Source organism: Methylocystis sp., from assembly GCF_051062815.1.
GTDB lineage: Bacteria > Pseudomonadota > Alphaproteobacteria > Rhizobiales > Beijerinckiaceae > Methylocystis.
Genome location: NZ_JBPFDU010000087.1, coordinates 1 through 17,141, shown reverse-complemented (window position 1 = coordinate 17,141; position 17,141 = coordinate 1). Strand labels below are relative to the sequence as shown.

The following is a 17,141-nucleotide window of genomic DNA, read 5'->3' as shown; positions in this document are numbered from 1 at the left end:
GGCCGGAGGCAACCGCGGCTAAGATGAATGTTCGGTTAGTGGAGCGTTACTTTAGCGCGCGATGGTCTCCGTCCTCCCCGCGCCGGCGACTGAGCGATCGCTCTGACCACCGCCTCGGCAATGGCGCGGCCGCGTTCGTCCGTTCCGGTCCAGTTCGAGGCGCGTCCGCGCGGATCGATTTCCACGAGCTTGACGCCCAGCGCCGCATGCGCCCCGTCGCGCGCGATCCCCCGCAGGAATCCGTCCATCGGCGCCTGGATGGGAAGGCCGTCGAGTCGACCGAGTAGATAATCCCTGAAAACCCGAGCGCCGATGTCGAGCGGCGTCCGCCAGACGCCGTCGCGCGCCGCATAGATGAAGCGCTCCTTGCCGACGCCGCCGAGAACGCGAGCGACGCCGTCTGAAGGCAGCGTGGCGCCGTTTTCGAGCAATTCGCCCGTATGCGCCGGATGAGTCTCGATCGCCACGTCGCAGTTCCAGCCCGCCCTGAAGTTTGGACCCATCCCGATCACGAGACCCGCGATCCCGCGCAGATCCGGCGTAACGCGGTGCTTTTGCATGCGGGCGTCGATCAGAACGTCGGGGGCGCGCAGAGTGATGAGGTCCGTCAAGGGCAGAGGCGAAACGGCGACGCGTCCCGGCCGGGACAAGACGTCGACCACATCCAGCGTCGTTTGCGTCAGGTCGGCGACGACGCCGTCGACTTCGGCGCGATCTCCATAAAGCGCGTCGTGAAAGGCCATCCCCCGTCGGATGACCGGCGGGTGTGCGTCATGGCTGAGAACCACGCGGCGCCGCTCCCATGTCAATCGCGCCGCGACGGCGGACGCGATCTCGTTGGTGCCGAGGATGATGACGAAATGCTCACTGCAGTCGGAGAGGAATTCTTGTGCTGAAAAGCCTGGCATGGGGCGCCCTCCCGCGCCATTTCAGCAAATCACGCGCCAAGTCGCACGCCTTTGTTTTGCAGGGAATCGGGCGGCGGGCCGGGCGACGGGAGAATCCTCGTTTCGCGCATCTTGTATTGAAGTCGACAAAAACGGACAAAAGCCGCCAACGACGGGCACACCGCTGGACTGACTCAGTTTATCCTATTGAAAAACATCACAATTTTATCAAGAAGCGATATGTTCTCAGATAATATATCAATTACCGATAGGCCTATGGCGTTTGCACATATACTGATCATGCGCTGCTTAAAGTTCGGATGTTGACTTTTATAACGCTCGTTTGTAGTCAAGCAGTATGTAAGCTAACTACATAACGGTTCTCGATCACATGATCCGCGCTGTCGCCGTCGCTGCATTCGCAAGCCTTTTCAGCATTCTCAGCGCGGCGCAGTCCAGCGCGTCGGACAATGAGGCGATCGTCGTCGTCACAAGCTTTCCCGAAGAACTGACGACCCGTTACGAGCGGGAGTTCGAGCGCAGCCACCCGCAAAGCCACGTCCGATTCGTCTGGAAGCAGTCCCGCGACGCGCTTGCCGAACTCGCCAAGACCGAACAGGGCGGCGCGGACGTCTATTGGGCTCCGGCGCCGGCGAATTTCGCGCGTCTTCGCGACCGGAGCGCCTTTCGCAAGATAACGGTCGACCGCGCCGCGCTTCCCGGCCGGCTCGGCCAGCAGCAATTGTCCGATCCTGGTGGCCTCTATGAAGCTTATGACGTCGCCGGCTATGGGATCGTCGCGAACTCAAGCGCGCTGGCGGCGGCCGGCCTTTCCGCGCCGCGACGCTGGCGCGACCTCGCGTCGCCCGAATATGCGCGCCAGCTCGCCATGCCGATTGCCTCAAAGGTCGGCTTCTCGCCTGCGCTCTATGACATCCTTTTGCAAAGCGAAGGTTGGGACGCAGGTTGGCGTCTCCTCAGCGAGATGGCCGGCGAGGCGACGCTGCTCGATTCCGGATTCGCGCCGACGGCCTCTGTGCGCGAAGGCAGAGCGGCGCTCGCGCTGACGATCGATTTCTTCGCCGAGATCGCCAAAGCCAATGGCGCGGCGGTCGAGATGATCTATCCCCAGCGCACGGCGTTTCTGCCCGCCCATGTCGCGATGACCGCCGCCTCCAAGCATGTCGCCGGCGCGCAGGCCTTCATCGACTTCCTGTTGTCGAAAGAAGGCCAGCAATTGATGATGGAGCGCGACAGCCGCCGGCATCCGGCGCGACCCGACGCCTATCAGAGCGCGCCGCAGGGCTTTGCGAATCCCTTTGCGCTGCCGGCGTCGACGATACTGGATTATGACTCGGAGGTCGGCCGCCGGCGCCCGCCGCTGATCGCGCTGCTCTTCGATCTGGCGATCGTCGAAGACCATGCCGAGAGCGCCGAACTGTGGCGCAAGATTCACGACGCCGAGAAAAAATTCGCCGGCAATGCGAAAGCCATTGCGGTCCTCGGCGAAGCGAAGCGACTCGCCGGCTTCATTCCGGCGTCCGAAAGCGACGCGGGCGCAACCGCCTTCCTTGAACGCTTCGCACGTCGCGACGCGATCGATCCGCAGCAAATCGCACAATGGCGCGAGGAGATCGGCGCGGCGCGGCGGCAGGCGCGTGACCTCGTCAAAAGCCTGGAGCCGGCGCCATGAAGCGCTTCGGCGTCCTTCTATGCGCAGTGCTGCTCGCGGGCGCCGCGCGTTACGAGACGAACGGCCCTGCGAGCGAAGCCTTCACCCAGCCGATTGAGGGACTGGACGGCGAACATGCCGCAAGCTTTCGCAAGGGCAGCGGCATCTTCCGCCAAGCCTGGGTCATCGGGCCTTCGCAGGATCATCCCGACTTTATCGGTCTCGGTCCGCTCTATAATCGACTTTCCTGCATCGCCTGCCACGTCAAGAATGGTCGCGGCGCCGCGCCTGACCGCGAAAATGGCGTCGCGCGCACGATGGCGGCGAGGCTGAGCGTCGAGGGAAAGGACGCGCATGGCGGACCGCGCGTTCATCCTGAGTACGGCGCTCAGCTCAATCCCGAAGGCGTGCCGGGTGTCGCCGGCGAAGGCCAGGCCATCGTCGAATATGCCGAATTCGATGTGGCGCTCTCCGATGGCGCGACAGTAAGGCTTCGTCGGCCGACGCTCTTCTTCCGCAATCTCGCTTACGGTCCGCTCGGGCCCGAGACGAAGACGTCGCTGCGCAACGCGCCGCCGGTTTTCGGCCTGGGTCTGCTCGAGGCGGTCGCCGACGCCGAAATTCTCGCGGGCAAGGGAAGACCGAATTTCGTCTTCAGCGTCGAGACCGGCCAGAGAACGCTCGGCCGCTTCGGACTCAAAGCCAATCAGCCAAATCTCAAGCAGCAGATCGCCAACGCCTTCGTCGAAGACATCGGCGTCACCTCGTCGCTGTTTCCTGTCGAGAGCTGCGCGCAGACTCGCAGCGAATGCCGTCGTGGCGCTTCGACGCCGGAATTGACCGACGCCCAGCTCGACGCGGTCGTGACCTACATCCGCGCGCTTGCGCCGCCGACCAGGCGCAATCTCGACGACCCGCGCGTCAAGGACGGCGACGTTCTGTTCCATGAGATCGGCTGCTCGAACTGCCATCGCGACGCGCTGCATGTTGCGGACTTCTCGCTGCAGCCCGCGCTCACCGGCGTCGAGATTCATCCCTACACCGACCTTCTGCTGCACGACATGGGCGACGGGCTCGCCGACGGCCGCGACGACTTCGAAGCTGGTCCAAGAGACTGGCGCACGCCGCCGCTCTGGGGATTGGGCCTCGCCGGCAAAGGCGGAGACGGCGCCGATTTTCTGCATGACGGCAGGGCGCGCACGCTCACAGAGGCGATCCTCTGGCACGGCGGCGAAGCGCAATCCTCCGCCGACGCCTTCCGCAATCTTCCCGAACCCCAGCGCGATGCGCTGCTCGCTTTCCTCAACTCTCTCTGAAGTTCACGGGGGCAATGATGACCAGGCTGCTGACGACGACGGCGATTTCAGGCGGCGTTCTTCTCTCGCTATCAACTCCTATGAACGCGCAGACGCCGCTGCCGCCGATCGAGGTGCGCGCGCCAAAGGCTTTCGAGCTCGGCCAGATTAAAGTCGGGGAACGTCGTCTTGGAGTCCCGACCAGGGTCGCTCAACCCGGCGCCGGCGTCGGCGGGGTAGGCGCTCCGCCCCTCGCGTGGGTCCCGTCGGAAAAAACCGACAATGGTCCGACGCCCCGTCAGCACACCGACGCCTTCGGCGGCTACACCATCACCAACAGACAGATGGAGACCTTCGCGCGGCCGACGCTCGACAGCGCGGTCAATATCGCGCCGGGCGTCAATAGTCAGATTTCCGGCAATTCCCGCAATGAGCAGAATATCTATGTGCGCGGTTTCGATCGCTGGCAGGTGCCGCTCACCGTCGACGGCGTTCGCGTTTACCTGCCGGTCGACAACAGACTCGATTTCGCGCGCTTTCTGACCGCCGACATCGCTGAAGTGCAAATCGCCAAGGGCTATGTCTCGGTGCTCGACGGTCCGGGCGGCATGGGCGGCCAGATCAATCTGGTGACGCGCAGACCGACTCGAGAGATCGAAGCCGAGTGGCGCACGCGATTCGAATTCGGTCGCGACGGCACATTCCTCGGGCCGATGACCTACGGCTTCGTCGGCACGAAAAAGGACATGTATTACGCGCAGCTCAGCGGCACTTTCCAGAACTACGACGGCTGGATGCTGCCCGCGAGCTATCGCTCGACTCTCGCTCAAGGATGGGGATTTCGCGATCAATCCCATACGCAAGACTATAATATCAATGCGCGCGTGGGCGTGACGCCCAACGCGACCGACGAATATTCCCTAACCTTCAGCCGCCAAGAGGGCCAAAAGGGCGCGCCGCTTCATACGACCGATCCCATCTCCACGCAGCGCTTCTGGCGATGGCCCTACTGGCGGGTCCAGAACCTTTATTTCCTGTCGAAGACTCAGCTCGGCGATTCCTCCTATGTGAAGACGCGCGGCTATTGGAGCAAATTCGACAATTCGCTCGTCTCCTATGACGATCCCTCTTTCATCAAGCAGTCGCTGCCTCGATCCTTCAACAGCGCTTATGCCGATTATGCGCTCGGCGCCGAAGCCGAGGCCGGCACGCAGATCGGCGATATCGACACGCTGAAAGCGCTGTTCTTCTATCGCCTCGACAATCATTCCGAATGGCAGGAGAATTTCGGGCAGAATTTTCGCGGCGCGCGCTCGGGCTGCGTGACCAGCGTCCCCTGCTTCACCCAGCCGGTGATTTCGAGCATCGAGGACACCTATTCGGCGGCCGTCGAGAACACGTTCCACCCGAGGCAGGACATCGATGTCGTTACGGGCTTTAGCTACGACTGGCGGCATCTGCGCCAGGCGCAAGGCTTCGCCGTTCCCCAGGGCGTTATCGACTATCGGCCCATCGACGTGCAGGCGCCGAACTATCAAGGCGCGGCCATCTGGCGCTACAACGATACCGACCGCGTCTACTTCAACGGCTCGAGCCGGACGCGCTATCCCACGCTCTTCGAGCGTTTCAGCACGCGCTTTGGCGGCGCGACGTCCAATCCCACGCTCAAGCCGGAGCGCGCCACCAATTTTGATCTCGGCTGGTCAAGCCTCTTTGCGCCCGGCAGCCGGGTGTCGATCGACGTCTTCTACAGCCTCGTCGACAATCTCATCCAAAGCGTGCCGGCGCCGCAGTTCGGCGTGAACGTCACGCAATCTCAGAACGTCCGCGGCGGCAGATTCTGGGGCGCGGAAATCTCGGCCGATTACTTCGTGCGCGAGGATTTCTCGCTCGGCGGCAACGTCACGCTGATTCGGCGCCGGGTCAATTCGCCGTCGATCGTCAATTTTCAGCCGACGGGGGTGCCCGACCTCAAGATGTTTCTCTAAGCCGGCTACCGTCCCATTCCCCAGCTGACCTTGACGCCAAGCATTGAAGTCGCCGGCGATCGCTGGACGTCCATAACAAATGGCAATTGGTATTATCGGACGGGCGCCTTTTGCCTCACGAACTTCAACGCCGATTATACGCCGGGCGACAACATCAAATTCTCCGCCGGCGTGCGCAACGCTTTCGATGACTATTATGTGCTCGCTGACGGATATCCCTCTCCTGGCCGCACATTCTATCTCGCGTCGAAAGTGAACTTCTAGACGCGCTCGCCGCTGCGACGCGCCGCAATATCGGCTGCGCTGCGCTCGCGCGGCGCCCGCGCGATCGTCTATTTCAGCTTCGCGTCCCAAGTCGGCGAATCCGGCGCGCGAAAATCAAAGTCCCAGGCAAATCTACGGATGAGATTGTAGCCGATCAGGAAAGAAACATCGCGGCCAAGCGCGGCGCGCAAGGCCCCGAAGTCATAGGAGATCGCATAGAGGTCGCGCAGGACGCCGCCTTCGCCCAGGTCAAGCGACTTGATCTTATAAACTTTTAAGGAAATGCGTTTTCCGCCGACGCCGCTTGCCCGGGCTTTGGCCTTGACGGCCGTGAACAGCCGCTTGTGCTTGCGTATGAACTGCTGATCGACGGCCGAGACTTCCGCGCCCGAGTCGAACAGGCCTACCGCCGCCGTCTTGCCCAAGCGCAGGTTGATGCCGACAAGACGCCCATCGGGTCCCAGCCGCCGAAACGGCTTGGGGCGACCGCTCGCCGTCGCGTCTCCGAAAAAGACGAGTTCGCGGCGATCGATATCGAGGCTGAATCGCGCGCCTTTGAAAAAATCCAGCCCCAAGAGGTCGTCAGCGTCGCCAGGCGGACATCGCGTGAGTTGATATTTCGCTCGCGCGACGTTGTTTCCCTGATCGGCGACGAGTTCGACATTCTGCGCTTCGACATCGTCACAGCGCATTGTCGCGCCTGACGCCCCGGTGGAGAGACTTGCGCCCAGAACCGGCAGGTCCTTGTTCCAGGGCGCCAGCCTGAGGCGCGTGCTTGACGCCCCCGTGTCAAGGCGCATGGTCCCCAAGACGTTGCCGATACGGACGGGCAGGTAGATGCGCCCGCCAAGATATTCATCCTGGGTCAAGGTCAGCGGAATGACGGAACGGCTCCTCTCGGCGCCGACGGCGGCGACTGAAAACAACAGCGCTGCAAAAAGGAAAAAACCCGCCGATCGAATAAGCTTCATGGACCGCTTCCCGCTCCCGAACATTCAGCGTTAAGAAACGCGTCCTGCGCTTCGCGCGCAAGCTCCGCGCCCTCGCCCTTGTAGCGAGGCGAGTAATGGAAGGTCACGAGCCGCTTCACGCCGGCGCGGCGCGCGATCGTTCCTGCCTGACGCGCCGTCAGATGTCGCCGCTTGGACGCGGCGGCAGAGTCGCGCTCCAAAAATCCTCCTTCGATGAAGAGCGTGTCCGCGCCGTCCGCGAGCTTTACGATTCGTTCGATGTTGCGCTCGGTGTAGGCGCAATCGACGACATAGGCGATCTTGCGGCCCGAGGAGATCTTCATGATCTCCTTCTTGAGCATTCCGAAGGGCAGGGCGTCGGGTTTCTTGTCTTCCGCGTCAGCCCAGGCGACCTTGATGAGGTCCGCGTCATCGGCGCCGCGAAGCGTCGCCTCTTTGAACGCCCGCAGCCATGGGCCCACGGCGAGCCCCAATGCGTCCAGCTGGTTGCGCCAAATGTTGATATGCGCGCGCTCCTCCAGCGCGAAAGCCAGCACGGGCAGCCCGTGATCCAGCGTCGTGGCGCGAACCTGTATTCCGGACTCTTTCAGCAGCAGTCCCTCGCTCGATTGGCTTCTCTCTTCGTCGCGACGCGCAAACTGCGTTCGACCTGAAAATGAAGCGGAAGCAGCGCGCCCGGATTCGTTCATTTCGGTCACCCGGAATGTCAGATTGCCCTCGTAGCCGCCGATGAGGTTCCAGGAATAGGCCTTGAGCTTATGCTCCACCGCGTCGATGACGCCCGCCGGTCCGTAAACGCCGAGCGTCATTTCCCGCCCAAGCAGCCGCCGCAGCAGCTGATCGAAGCCCGCGAAGTGATCCATATGCAGATGCGTGACGAAGACGTCGCTGATTCGCAGCATCTTGCGGGGTGAAAGCCGTCCAAGATCGCCAAGATCGAACAGCAGCGCCCGCTTTTCGAAAACGAGATCGACGTAAAGACCCGGATCGTCGAAAGGTTCGTTGATCAGCGCGGGGTCGAAATGGCGTGGCACGGCTCTTTGCTCTCATTCGGCGCGCCAAGCAAAAGCTCATGCGCGCTCGCGCGCTCAACGCCGTGCGGGAGAATATAGTCGCGAGTGAGAAGCAGGTAACCGCAGCGCTTTGAATCGGCGTGTGCAGGAGGTCGTCGATGATCACTCGCCAGCAAGGCGCGAGGGGTCCCGCTAGGTCGGCTATTGGCCTGGCTGCATGGGCATGTCGGACGCGGCGGCGGGCGGGTTGCGACCGAGACGAGGGCGGCCAAAGTCCGCGCTATTGGAAGATTTCGGCGCGGACCAGAACGCCGCGAACCGTCAAATCGTTCGGTCACAATTATCGGCTTGCTATTTGCGCCTAATCGGCAAAGATCCGGCTTTCGTCATCTTACCATGGAAGCCTTAGATGCAGCGACAGTTTGACTCTTTCGTTTCAGGCGCCCCCGATGTCCTCGCCGTTCACTGGGGCTGGGTCATCGCCTTGGGAATATTGATCGGGGCACTGGGAATCCTCGCGATCATCCGAGCCAGAATGGCGACGTTCATCGCGGTCGGCTTTCTTGGCGCGCTGCTCATCGTCAGCGCGGTGTCGGTTCTCATCTTCGCCTTTTCGGCCGCGGGCCTGTGGACAGACTTCTTCGTCCACGTCCTCTGGGCGGTTCTTCTGGCGATCGTCGGAATCATGCTGCTGACGCGCCCGGCGATCAGCGCCGAAGCGATCACGCTTCTCATCGCCTTCTATTTCATTGCCGAAGGCATACTCGTCATCGGTTTTGCGCTGACCTCCCAGATCGACGGTCTGTGGATGTATCTCCTGCAGGGCGGCGTCGCGCTGCTGCTGGGCGCGCTGTTGGTGACCGGCTGGCCGTTCACCGGGCTTTGGGCGATCGGCACCTTCCTCGGCATCGATTTGCTGTTCAAAGGATGGGGGATCATCGCCCTGGGCTTTGGCCTTCGGGCGATCTCGGAGGGCAGTCTGCTGTAGGCTTTTATGAGCGCGAGAGCGCCCGTCAGCCTCAATCGGCGCGTTGGATCGCGGCCGTAATCAGGTCGGAGCCGAAAAAGGCTCCCGCCACGCCTTTGTAAGGAAAGGCGAAGTTCGCCACCGAGATCAGCGATTGTCGGGACATCGACGGCTGTGTGTCGCGTGTCGGCCTGCCTTGAAGCCTCCGCGGCGACCGGATCATGTCGGAATCGGGTCGCAACATTGCTGGGCTAAAGAACATGGTACCGCCACCCCGGCTCGAACGGGGGACCCCCAGATCCACAATCTGGTGCTCTAACCAACTGAGCTATGGCGGCGTTTAGCGGCGCGAACCTAAAAGCAAGCGTTCGCGATTGCAAGCCTTGGCAAGGGCACCGTCAAGCGTCGCCGGGCGCGCCGCCTGGGCCGGCGAGCGCGCGTTCGCCGAGCCGGATGAGCGCGTCGCGCAGGCCTTCCTCGGCGACGCCCTCGGCCGCCTCGATGGCGCGCGCGCGCGCCGCCGCGTCGGGCTTGGGCGCCCGGGCAAGGCTTGGCCGAGACGCAGCTGTGGGAATTAGGGCTTCCTGTCGCAGCGCGATCCGCGCGACGCAGCGCCAGCCGAGATGCGCATTGACCCGATCGATAATGGTCGGCGCGAGATGCTGCGCCTCAAGCCCGAAGCCGGGGTCCACCCGCAGCACGAGAGTCGCCGGCTCGCGCGGGGTCCTTTCGCGGCGCTTGCCCGGCGAGGGGTCGGCCGGCTTCGCCCGCCGCTGCGGCGGCCACTGCAGCGAGGCGGGCGCGCAGATTCGCGCGATTCGCGCCCCGACGATCTCGCGCCAGCATAACAGCAGCGAGGCTTCGCCAAAGCCGCGCGCGGCGATGAGCGGGTCGAGTTCGCGCGCAACGTAATCCGCGAGCGAGCGCGCTTTGAAGCCTTTGGCGCGGATAGATACGCTCATCGGACTTGCGGCGACGCCGCCCTCCTTGCCGGGGCGAGGCTTCGCCCTCTATCAATCGCTCTCATGATAAAGCCTCGCGCGAGATCGACCAAACCGGGCGCGGCGCTGCTCGCCTGGTACGACGCCCATCGGCGCGAACTGCCCTGGCGCGCGCGGGCCGGCGAAGCGCCGGACCCCTATCGGGTCTGGCTTTCCGAAATCATGTTGCAGCAGACGACCGTCGCGACGGTGAAACAGCGCTATGCGGCGTTTCTGGCGCGCTGGCCGGCGATCGAGGATCTGGCGCGCGCGCCGCTCGATGACGTTCTGGCGCAATGGGCGGGGCTCGGCTACTACGCCCGGGCGCGCAATCTGCACGCCTGCGCGCGTGCGGTCGTCGAAGCCTATCAGGGGCGCTTTCCGCGCGAGGAAGCGGCGCTGCGCCGGCTTCCCGGAGTCGGTCCCTACACGGCGGCGGCGATCGCCGCCATCGCTTTCGATCAGCCCTGCGTCGCCGTCGACGGCAATGTCGAGCGCGTGATCGCGCGTCTTCACGCGATCGAGACGCCGCCGCGCAAGGTTGCGCCGCTCGTTCGCGAAAAGGCCGCGGCGCTCATGAGCCCCGCGCGTTCCGGCGATTCCGTCCAGGCGCTGATGGAGCTTGGCGCGCTTGTTTGCGCGCCTCGAACGCCGGACTGTCCCGCCTGTCCGCTGTCGCCCGATTGCGCGGCGCGGCGTTTGGGCGCGCAGAGCGACTACCCGGCGCGGGAGGCCACGCGGCCCAAGCCCAAGCGCCGCGGCGCGATCTTCATCCTGCGGCGCGGCGACGAGGCGTTGCTCCTGCGCCGGCCGCCGCGCGGGCTCCTCGGCGGCATGAACGCCTTCCCTTCGACGCCTTTGACGCAGGATGTCGCCGCCGCGGAATTCTCGCGTTTCGCGCCTTGCGCGGCGCGGTGGCGCGCGCTGGACGCGCCGGTGACTCATGTTTTCACGCATTTCGCGCTGGAGGCGACGGTGTTCGTCGCGCATACGCGCGGCGAAGCGGCGCCCTCGGATTGCCGCTGGGCGGCGCGCGCCAATCTGGGTAAAGAAGGATTGCCCACCCTCATGCGCAAGGCCGCCGCTCACGCCGGACTTATCGACGCATGAGAGCTGCGAGGCGGAGGGAGCGATGGCGCGACGCGCAGGCGGCTATCAGGTCGAGGTGACGGAGGGCGCGATTCGCGTGCGCCGCGCCGGGAAAACGCTCACCATTCCCGCCGCGCCGCCGGACGGCGACGCAGAAGAAGACGCCGATTTCATCGTGCGTCTCGACGACCTCGAACATTGGGACGCGCCCGACGATGAAACGTCGATCGGCATCGAGGAGCTGCAGAAAATCCTCGACGCGGTCGAAAAACAGTTCGAAAAGCACGGTTTGAGCGTCGATTTCGAATAGCGCGCGCAGGGCTTGAACATGTCAGATCGCCCAGCCGAGCGAGCGCTCGACGGCCTTTTCCCAGGATGCGATCAGCCGCGCCCGCTCCTGCGGCGTCATTTGGGGCGCAAAGCGACGTGATTCTCGCGTGTGCGCGGCGATGTCATCCAGGCTTTTGTAAACTCCGACGGCGAGGCCCGCCGCATAGGCGGCGCCGACCGCCGTCAACTCCAGCTGGCTGGGGCGGACGACCGGCGCGTCGATGAGGTCGGCCTGAAACTGCATCAACAAATCGCTCCCCGCCATGCCGCCGTCGACCTTGAGCGCGCTGATCTCGACGCCCGCGTCGGCGATCATCGCCGCCAGCACTTCCCGGGTCTGAAACGCCGCGGCTTCGAGCGCCGCGCGCGCGATATGGCCCTTGTTGGAGAATCGCGTCAGCCCGGCGATGATCCCGCGGGCGTCGCCCCGCCATCGCGGCGCAAACAGACCGGAGAACGCCGGCACGAAATAGACGTCGCCATTGTCCGGCACGCTTCTCGCCAGCGTCTCGATCTCGCGGCTCTCTTTTATGATGCCGAGATTGTCGCGTAGCCACTGCACCAGAGCGCCGGCGATCGCGATCGAGCCTTCCAGCGCATAGCAGGGTTTAGCGTCTCCAAGCTGATAGGCGAGCGTCGTCAGCAGGCCCTTGGTCGAGATGCGCGGCGTCTCGCCGACGTTCATCAGCAGAAAACAGCCGGTGCCATAGGTGTTCTTGGCGTCGCCAACATTGACGCAGGCTTGCCCGAGCAGCGCGGCGTGCTGGTCGCCGAGCGCGCCGGCGAGCGGAACGCCGGCGAGCGCGCCGACGCATTCCCCATAAACTTCGCTCGACGAGCATATTTTCGGCAGGCAGGCTCCGGGAATGTCGAAGATCCGCAGCAGTTCTTGATCCCATTGCAGGGTTTCGAGAGTCATCAGCTGCGTGCGCGAGGCGTTGGTCGCGTCGATGAGATGACGGCCGCCGCTGGCGCCGCCGGTCAGATTCCAGATGAGCCAGGAATCGATCGTGCCGAACAGCGCCGCGCCCTGCGCCGCCCTTTCGCGCGCGCCGGGGATCTCGTCGAGAAGCCAGGCGAGCTTGAGCGCGGAAAAATAGGTCGCGAGCGGCAGTCCCGTCTTTGCGCGGACCAGATCGCCCAGACCTTGCGCCGCGATCCGGTCGACGGCGGCTTGCGTGCGCGTATCCATCCAGACGATCGCGTGATGAAGCGGCGCGCCGGTCGCCGCATCCCACAAGAGGGTCGTCTCACGCTGATTGGTGACGCCGACGGCCGAGAGGTCGCCGGCCGAGACCTTGGCCTCGGCCAGCGCCGTCTCGATCACCGCCTGCGCGTTGCGCCAAATCTCGGCGGCGTCATGTTCGACCCAGCCGGGGCGGGGATAGATTTGCCGGTGCTCGCGCTGCGCCTGGGCGACGATCCCGCCGTGACTGCGCATGACGATAAAGCGGGTGCTCGTCGTGCCCTGATCGATCGCCCCCAGGAGTTTGGACATCATAACCTTCTGATGAACGCAAGCTTCAGCTCAAAATGAGGATGCTCCACGAGAGCGGCAGCCGTCAAAACCCTATCGGTGCCAGTCAAGCCGGCCCTGGCCGCGCTTCTTTTGCTGGTGGCGGACCGGCTATGGCTGGGCTGGACCTGGCTACGGTTGGGGCGGCGGAGGCCGGGGACACCGTCACTGGTAAGAAAGGATTAACCAAAACAACATGAGCCGCGGACGTCGTTCGCGGCTCATGTTTTGACACTTGCCGGGAGACCGATCCGTCCAAAATGTATTTGATAAACCGGCATGGTCCTTGCCAATCAAAGTTCATCGGCGCGGGTCTGTCCGAAAGGCGACACGCGAGAGTTGGCAAACGATAGGAGGTGTTGTAACCTACTGATACGAAAGGTAGTTTGCAATCTTTCCAAAGAAGGAAATTTGCAACCTTTCCAGAAAGTAGTTTGCAACCTTTCCAAACTGGGCTAAGTAATGATCGTCTGTTCGTGCAACGTCCTGTCGGACCGCGATGTGCGCGATACGCTTGGGCCACGCGGTGACCGGCCTTCGGTTTCAGCTGTGTTCCGGCATATGGGCTGCGAGGCGAAATGCGGGCGCTGCGTGCGCAGCATTGTCGCCATCGTCGACCAGCACGCCGCGAGAGGATTGGATGAGTGCTCGGGGAGCGGCGATTGTGAAGGCTGTCGCGCCGACGAATTGGCGGCGTAAGTCTATTTTCATGGAAAGGATGCGGACATGCGCGGTGACGCGAAGGTCATCGACTATCTCAATCGCGGGTTGCGCGCAGAATTGACCGCGGTCAATCAATACTGGCTGCATTTCCGCATTTTCCACAATTGGGGGTTCCTCGAGCTCGCCAAGAAATGGCGCGAAGAGTCGATTGAGGAGATGCATCACGCGGATCATTTCGCCGAGCGTATCCTCTTCCTCGAAGGCTTCCCGAATATGCAGGTGCTCGATCCGCTGCGCATCGGCCAATCCGTCGAGGAGATCATCAAGGCGGACCTCGAGACCGAACTTGGCGCCCGCGACCTGTATCTCGAAGCTGCGGCCTATTGTCTCTCGATCAACGATCGCGTTTCCGAGCAGCTTTTCGAAGGCGTGGTGAAGAGCGAGGAAAAGCACATCGACTTCCTCGAGACGCAGCTTGAGTTGATCAAGCAGCTCGGCGTCCAGCTTTATTCGCAAAAGCACGTCGGCGAATTGCACTCCTGACGCACGGAGCGCGTCATCGGCCGCCGCTGGCGCTTTCACGCCCTGCGGCGGCGAGTCATTCCATCGCCGCCGCCTTCAGAATGCACACCATCGTCGCCTGTGCCGGCGTTTTGCCGAGGTTGCGGATAATGTGCGGCCGGTCGCAGCGATAGCGCAGGGTTTCGCCTGCTTTCACGCTCGATTTTACTCCGGCGACCTCGACCTCAAGCTCGCCGTCGCGCACGGACAGGCTCTCGACCGAGCCGCGCTGATGGGCCTCGGATTCCAATACGCCGCCAGGCGCGGCGGCGAATTCATAGCACTGCAGCCACTCGACCGTCTTGATCCAGCCGATGATCTCGAGCCGGCATTTGCCGTCGTCGGACACCAGGATGGGCGTGTCGGCCTTACTGGTTTTCTCGAGGAAGGGTCCGTCTTCCGTCGTCTGCAAAACCCGCTCGATCGAGACATCGAGCGCCTGCGCGAGACGCCAGATGGTGGCGAGCGTCGGATTGGTTTCATTGCGTTCGATCTGGCTAATGATGGACTTGGCGACTCCAGACTGCTGAGAGAGTTCGGAAAGCGACAAATTATAGGCCTTGCGCAGGCGCTGCACGGTCGCGCCGAGCTGCCCAGAAAGCGCCAGCGCGCCCGCCTCCAACATTTTTTGCTTGTCCTGACCTTCGACGCCCATCATCCCCAGCGCTTCAGCCGCGCCCATACGTTTCAGAATCGATCGGCAAGATAGCCGACTGCGTTCGAAATATCGAACGGCGAACCCTTCCCCACTTTCCCCGACCTTGCGTTTGCTCGAACCCGAGACGGCCATGTCATCTGGCCATGTCATCTGGCTGTGATGCGAATCTGGTCAATCAGGCCAAGCGGCGAAGGCGAGAGGCGAACAGCTCATGCTCGACAGAAACGCCAGGGTGAAGGTCTCCCAAGCGGTGCGCTCCAACACAGCGCAGATGTCGGATCCGGCAAATGAACATGCAGTCAAGCGCTATCGGACGCTTTTTTTGTCCGATCTGCATCTGGGCGCGCGCGGCGCCCAGGCCGAACTGCTGGTCGATTTCCTCAAACATAACGACGCCGACACATTCTACCTCGTCGGCGATATCGTCGACGGCTGGCGTCTGAAGAACGGCTGGTACTGGCCGCAGGCCCATAATGACGTCGTCCAGAAGCTCCTACGCAAGGCGAGAAAAGGCGCGCGCGTCATCTATGTGCCGGGCAATCACGACGAATTCGCGCGCGATTACACCGGGCTCAATTTCGGCGGCGTCGAAGTCGTCGACGACGCGCTGCATGAGACCGCCGACGGCAAGACCATGCTCGTCATTCACGGCGACCAGTTCGACATTGTCGTGCGCAACGCCCGCTGGCTCGCCTTCTTTGGCGACTGGGCCTATGATTTTGCGATTGTCGTCAACACTTGGTTCAACCGTGCGCGCCGGATGTTCGGCGTCGGCTATTGGTCGCTTTCCGCCTGGGCGAAGCTGAAGGTCAAGAACGCCGTCAATTTCATCGGCGATTTCGAGAACGCTTTGGCCTCCGAGGCCGCGCGGCGCAATGTCGACGGCGTGATCTGCGGTCATATCCATCACGCGACGATCAAGACCATCGCCGGCAAGCTTTATGTCAATACCGGGGACTTCGTCGAAAGCTGCACCGCGATCGCCGAACATCAGGACGGCGCATTCGAGATTTTGCGCTGGCATAATACCGCGGCTGAACGCGAGGCGGCGGAGGCCGCAGAAAGCGCCAAGGCCTCGCAAAACGAGAGAGCTGTGGCGGCCTGATGAGAATATTGGTGGCGACGGACGCCTGGCGTCCGCAGGTGAATGGCGTCGTCCGATCGCTTGAAACCATGGCGCAGTCAGCCCACGCGCTGGGCGCCGAAATCGACTTTCTGACGCCGCGCGACTTCAACTCGCTGCCGATGCCGACCTATCCCGAAATCGCGCTGGCGCTTGCCTCGCCGCGCGCCGTTCGGCGGCGGCTCGAGGATGGCTATGATCACGTCCATATTGCGACGGAAGGCCCCATCGGACTTGTGACCCGCGCCGTGCTGCTGCGGGCGCGCCGCTGCTTCACAACGAGCTTTCACACGCGCTTCCCCGAATATATTCAGGCGCGCTTCGGACTGCCCATCGGGCTTTCCTATGCGGCTTTGCGCCGCTTCCACAATGCCGGCGCTGGCGTCATGGTGTCGACGCCGAGCCTTTCCCGCGAATTGTCGGAGCGCGGATTTCGGCGGATTTTGCGCTGGTCGCGCGGCGTCGACCACGCGCTGTTCACGCCCGATGCGGCAGCGCCGCTCCCCTTTCAGCGGCCGATTTTCCTTTACGCCGGGCGACTCGCCGTCGAGAAAAACATCGAGGCCTTTCTGTCGCTCGATCTGCCGGGAACAAAGCTCGTCGCCGGCGACGGGCCAGCGCGCGCCGGGCTCGAAGCGCGATTTCCGCAGGCCCGGTTCCTTGGCCTGAAATCGAGCGCCGAACTTGCGGCGCTTTACGCCTCGTCGGACGTTTTCGTCTTTCCGAGCCGCACCGACACATTCGGCATTGTGCTGCTCGAAGCCATGGCCTGCGGCCTGCCGGTCGCGGCCTATCCGGTCATGGGTCCGCTCGACGTCGTCGGTGCGAGCGGCGCTGGCGCGCTGGACGAAGATTTGCGGTCGGCGGCGCTCGCCGCGCTGGACATTAGTCGCGAGGCGGCGCGGGCGCATGCGCTGACCTTCACCTGGGAGAATTGCGCCCGGCAGTTCCTCGACAATATCGCTTACGCCCGCGGCGCGGCCGCGCTCGGCGGCGTCGGCCTGGAGGCGCTGCGCGCGACAAGCCAGGAATCGGCAGGCGAGCGCCGCTCCGCCAAAAAGCGCCAGCCTGTCCAGCCATAAACGTTGTGTCGTCGCCCCGCGTGCGGTCGCCACTGGAGACCGGCGGGCGAAGCCACTATGGTCAGCCCGCCGCAATCCTAGC

17 protein-coding genes and 1 tRNA gene are annotated in these 17,141 nt (G+C 63.3%); 11 read left to right on the top strand and 7 right to left on the bottom strand.

The genetic code is table 11. From position 1 onward, the window contains the following. Positions 1-35: 35 nt before the first annotated feature. A complete protein-coding gene (locus ACR65W_RS18430) occupies positions 36-908 on the bottom strand; it encodes a xanthine dehydrogenase (protein WP_434499800.1) in 873 nt (290 codons plus the stop codon). 370 nt (positions 909-1,278) lie between these two features. Here ACR65W_RS18430 and ACR65W_RS18425 point away from each other — a divergent pair, with 370 nt between their 5' ends. Genes ACR65W_RS18425 through ACR65W_RS18410 form a run of 4 tightly spaced genes read left to right on the top strand, consistent with a single transcriptional unit; the run spans position 1,279 to position 6,106 of the window. Beyond that, positions 1,279-2,580, top strand: coding sequence for an ABC transporter substrate-binding protein (locus ACR65W_RS18425; protein WP_434499799.1), 1,302 nt, complete (start codon positions 1,279-1,281; stop codon positions 2,578-2,580). After that, entirely contained in the window at positions 2,577-3,875 is a 1,299-nt protein-coding gene (locus tag ACR65W_RS18420; protein ID WP_434499798.1) for a di-heme oxidoredictase family protein, read from the top strand. The genes ACR65W_RS18425 and ACR65W_RS18420 overlap by 4 nt, the downstream gene beginning before the upstream one ends. A 14-nt stretch (positions 3,876-3,889) precedes the next feature. Then, positions 3,890-5,842 (top strand): TonB-dependent receptor plug domain-containing protein, encoded by a 1,953-nt coding sequence (locus tag ACR65W_RS18415; RefSeq protein WP_434502991.1) that lies wholly within the window; start codon positions 3,890-3,892, stop codon positions 5,840-5,842. A gap of 30 nt (positions 5,843-5,872) precedes the next feature. Continuing rightward, positions 5,873-6,106, top strand: a complete 234-nt coding sequence (locus tag ACR65W_RS18410) for a hypothetical protein (protein ID WP_434499796.1) — start codon at positions 5,873-5,875, stop codon at positions 6,104-6,106. 68 nt (positions 6,107-6,174) lie between these two features. Here ACR65W_RS18410 and ACR65W_RS18405 read toward each other — a convergent pair whose 3' ends face one another. Continuing rightward, a complete protein-coding gene (locus ACR65W_RS18405) occupies positions 6,175-7,077 on the bottom strand; it encodes a hypothetical protein (protein WP_434499795.1) in 903 nt (300 codons plus the stop codon). Beyond that, positions 7,074-8,111 (bottom strand): ribonuclease Z, encoded by a 1,038-nt coding sequence (locus ACR65W_RS18400; protein WP_434499794.1) that lies wholly within the window; start codon positions 8,109-8,111, stop codon positions 7,074-7,076. The genes ACR65W_RS18405 and ACR65W_RS18400 overlap by 4 nt, the downstream gene beginning before the upstream one ends. A 388-nt stretch (positions 8,112-8,499) precedes the next feature. Here ACR65W_RS18400 and ACR65W_RS18395 point away from each other — a divergent pair, with 388 nt between their 5' ends. Continuing rightward, positions 8,500-9,078, top strand: coding sequence for an HdeD family acid-resistance protein (locus ACR65W_RS18395; RefSeq protein WP_434499793.1), 579 nt, complete (start codon positions 8,500-8,502; stop codon positions 9,076-9,078). A gap of 240 nt (positions 9,079-9,318) precedes the next feature. Here the strand turns inward: ACR65W_RS18395 and ACR65W_RS18390 are convergent. Together ACR65W_RS18390 and ACR65W_RS18385 are read right to left on the bottom strand one after the other, a co-directional pair. After that, positions 9,319-9,395, bottom strand: a tRNA-His gene (locus ACR65W_RS18390). A gap of 60 nt (positions 9,396-9,455) precedes the next feature. Next, on the bottom strand, positions 9,456-10,019 hold the full coding sequence (locus ACR65W_RS18385) for a DUF721 domain-containing protein (RefSeq protein WP_434499792.1): 564 nt from the start codon (positions 10,017-10,019) through the stop codon (positions 9,456-9,458). Between the two features lie 63 nt (positions 10,020-10,082). Here ACR65W_RS18385 and mutY point away from each other — a divergent pair, with 63 nt between their 5' ends. Together mutY and ACR65W_RS18375 are read left to right on the top strand one after the other, a co-directional pair. Beyond that, complete coding sequence (gene mutY, locus ACR65W_RS18380) at positions 10,083-11,147, top strand: A/G-specific adenine glycosylase (RefSeq protein WP_434499791.1); 1,065 nt, start codon at positions 10,083-10,085, stop codon at positions 11,145-11,147. Between the two features lie 22 nt (positions 11,148-11,169). Beyond that, positions 11,170-11,436 carry an Imm74 family immunity protein gene (locus ACR65W_RS18375; RefSeq protein WP_434499790.1) on the top strand — a complete coding sequence of 89 codons (267 nt, stop codon included), beginning with the start codon at positions 11,170-11,172 and terminating at the stop codon, positions 11,434-11,436. A 21-nt stretch (positions 11,437-11,457) separates the two neighbouring features. Here the strand turns inward: ACR65W_RS18375 and glpK are convergent, their stop codons facing one another. Continuing rightward, positions 11,458-12,954, bottom strand: a complete 1,497-nt coding sequence (gene glpK, locus ACR65W_RS18370) for a glycerol kinase GlpK (RefSeq protein WP_434499789.1) — start codon at positions 12,952-12,954, stop codon at positions 11,458-11,460. A 480-nt stretch (positions 12,955-13,434) separates the two neighbouring features. On the opposite strand from glpK, the gene ACR65W_RS18365 reads away from it, so the two are divergent. Together ACR65W_RS18365 and bfr are read left to right on the top strand one after the other, a co-directional pair. Continuing rightward, positions 13,435-13,671: a (2Fe-2S)-binding protein gene (locus ACR65W_RS18365; protein WP_014891379.1), complete on the top strand. Its 237-nt coding sequence runs from the start codon at positions 13,435-13,437 to the stop codon at positions 13,669-13,671. A 27-nt stretch (positions 13,672-13,698) separates the two neighbouring features. Then, positions 13,699-14,178, top strand: a complete 480-nt coding sequence (gene bfr, locus ACR65W_RS18360; protein WP_123174254.1) for a bacterioferritin — start codon at positions 13,699-13,701, stop codon at positions 14,176-14,178. A gap of 55 nt (positions 14,179-14,233) precedes the next feature. Here bfr and ACR65W_RS18355 read toward each other — a convergent pair whose 3' ends face one another. Then, positions 14,234-14,851, bottom strand: a complete 618-nt coding sequence (locus ACR65W_RS18355) for a helix-turn-helix domain-containing protein (RefSeq protein ID WP_434499819.1) — start codon at positions 14,849-14,851, stop codon at positions 14,234-14,236. 274 nt (positions 14,852-15,125) lie between these two features. Between ACR65W_RS18355 and ACR65W_RS18350 the strand changes: the two genes are divergently transcribed. Both ACR65W_RS18350 and ACR65W_RS18345 read left to right on the top strand, forming a co-directional pair. Further along, positions 15,126-15,959, top strand: coding sequence for a UDP-2,3-diacylglucosamine diphosphatase (locus tag ACR65W_RS18350; protein WP_434499818.1), 834 nt, complete (start codon positions 15,126-15,128; stop codon positions 15,957-15,959). Then, the gene (locus tag ACR65W_RS18345; RefSeq protein ID WP_434499788.1) at positions 15,959-17,059 is read left to right on the top strand and encodes a glycosyltransferase family 4 protein; all 1,101 of its coding nucleotides are present in this window, start codon (positions 15,959-15,961) and stop codon (positions 17,057-17,059) included. Before ACR65W_RS18350 ends, ACR65W_RS18345 begins: the two co-directional genes overlap by 1 nt. The last annotated feature ends 82 nt before the right edge of the window (positions 17,060-17,141 follow it).

Excerpts from the sequence above, each read along its gene's own strand:
- ACR65W_RS18405 (WP_434499795.1), bottom strand. The coding sequence starts at position 7,077 with ATGAAGCTTATTCGATCGGCGGGTTTTTTCCTTTTTGCAGCGCTGTTG.
- bfr (WP_123174254.1), top strand. The coding sequence starts at position 13,699 with ATGCGCGGTGACGCGAAGGTCATCGACTATCTCAATCGCGGGTTGCGC.
- ACR65W_RS18415 (WP_434502991.1), top strand. The coding sequence starts at position 3,890 with ATGATGACCAGGCTGCTGACGACGACGGCGATTTCAGGCGGCGTTCTT.
- ACR65W_RS18365 (WP_014891379.1), top strand. The coding sequence starts at position 13,435 with ATGATCGTCTGTTCGTGCAACGTCCTGTCGGACCGCGATGTGCGCGAT.
- glpK (WP_434499789.1), bottom strand. The coding sequence starts at position 12,954 with ATGTCCAAACTCCTGGGGGCGATCGATCAGGGCACGACGAGCACCCGC.
- ACR65W_RS18355 (WP_434499819.1), bottom strand. The coding sequence starts at position 14,851 with ATGGGCGTCGAAGGTCAGGACAAGCAAAAAATGTTGGAGGCGGGCGCG.
- ACR65W_RS18420 (WP_434499798.1), top strand. The coding sequence starts at position 2,577 with ATGAAGCGCTTCGGCGTCCTTCTATGCGCAGTGCTGCTCGCGGGCGCC.
- ACR65W_RS18385 (WP_434499792.1), bottom strand. The coding sequence starts at position 10,019 with ATGAGCGTATCTATCCGCGCCAAAGGCTTCAAAGCGCGCTCGCTCGCG.
- ACR65W_RS18430 (WP_434499800.1), bottom strand. The coding sequence starts at position 908 with ATGCCAGGCTTTTCAGCACAAGAATTCCTCTCCGACTGCAGTGAGCAT.
- ACR65W_RS18395 (WP_434499793.1), top strand. The coding sequence starts at position 8,500 with ATGCAGCGACAGTTTGACTCTTTCGTTTCAGGCGCCCCCGATGTCCTC.
- ACR65W_RS18345 (WP_434499788.1), top strand. The coding sequence starts at position 15,959 with ATGAGAATATTGGTGGCGACGGACGCCTGGCGTCCGCAGGTGAATGGC.
- ACR65W_RS18375 (WP_434499790.1), top strand. The coding sequence starts at position 11,170 with ATGGCGCGACGCGCAGGCGGCTATCAGGTCGAGGTGACGGAGGGCGCG.
- ACR65W_RS18425 (WP_434499799.1), top strand. The coding sequence starts at position 1,279 with ATGATCCGCGCTGTCGCCGTCGCTGCATTCGCAAGCCTTTTCAGCATT.
- mutY (WP_434499791.1), top strand. The coding sequence starts at position 10,083 with ATGATAAAGCCTCGCGCGAGATCGACCAAACCGGGCGCGGCGCTGCTC.
- ACR65W_RS18350 (WP_434499818.1), top strand. The coding sequence starts at position 15,126 with ATGTCGGATCCGGCAAATGAACATGCAGTCAAGCGCTATCGGACGCTT.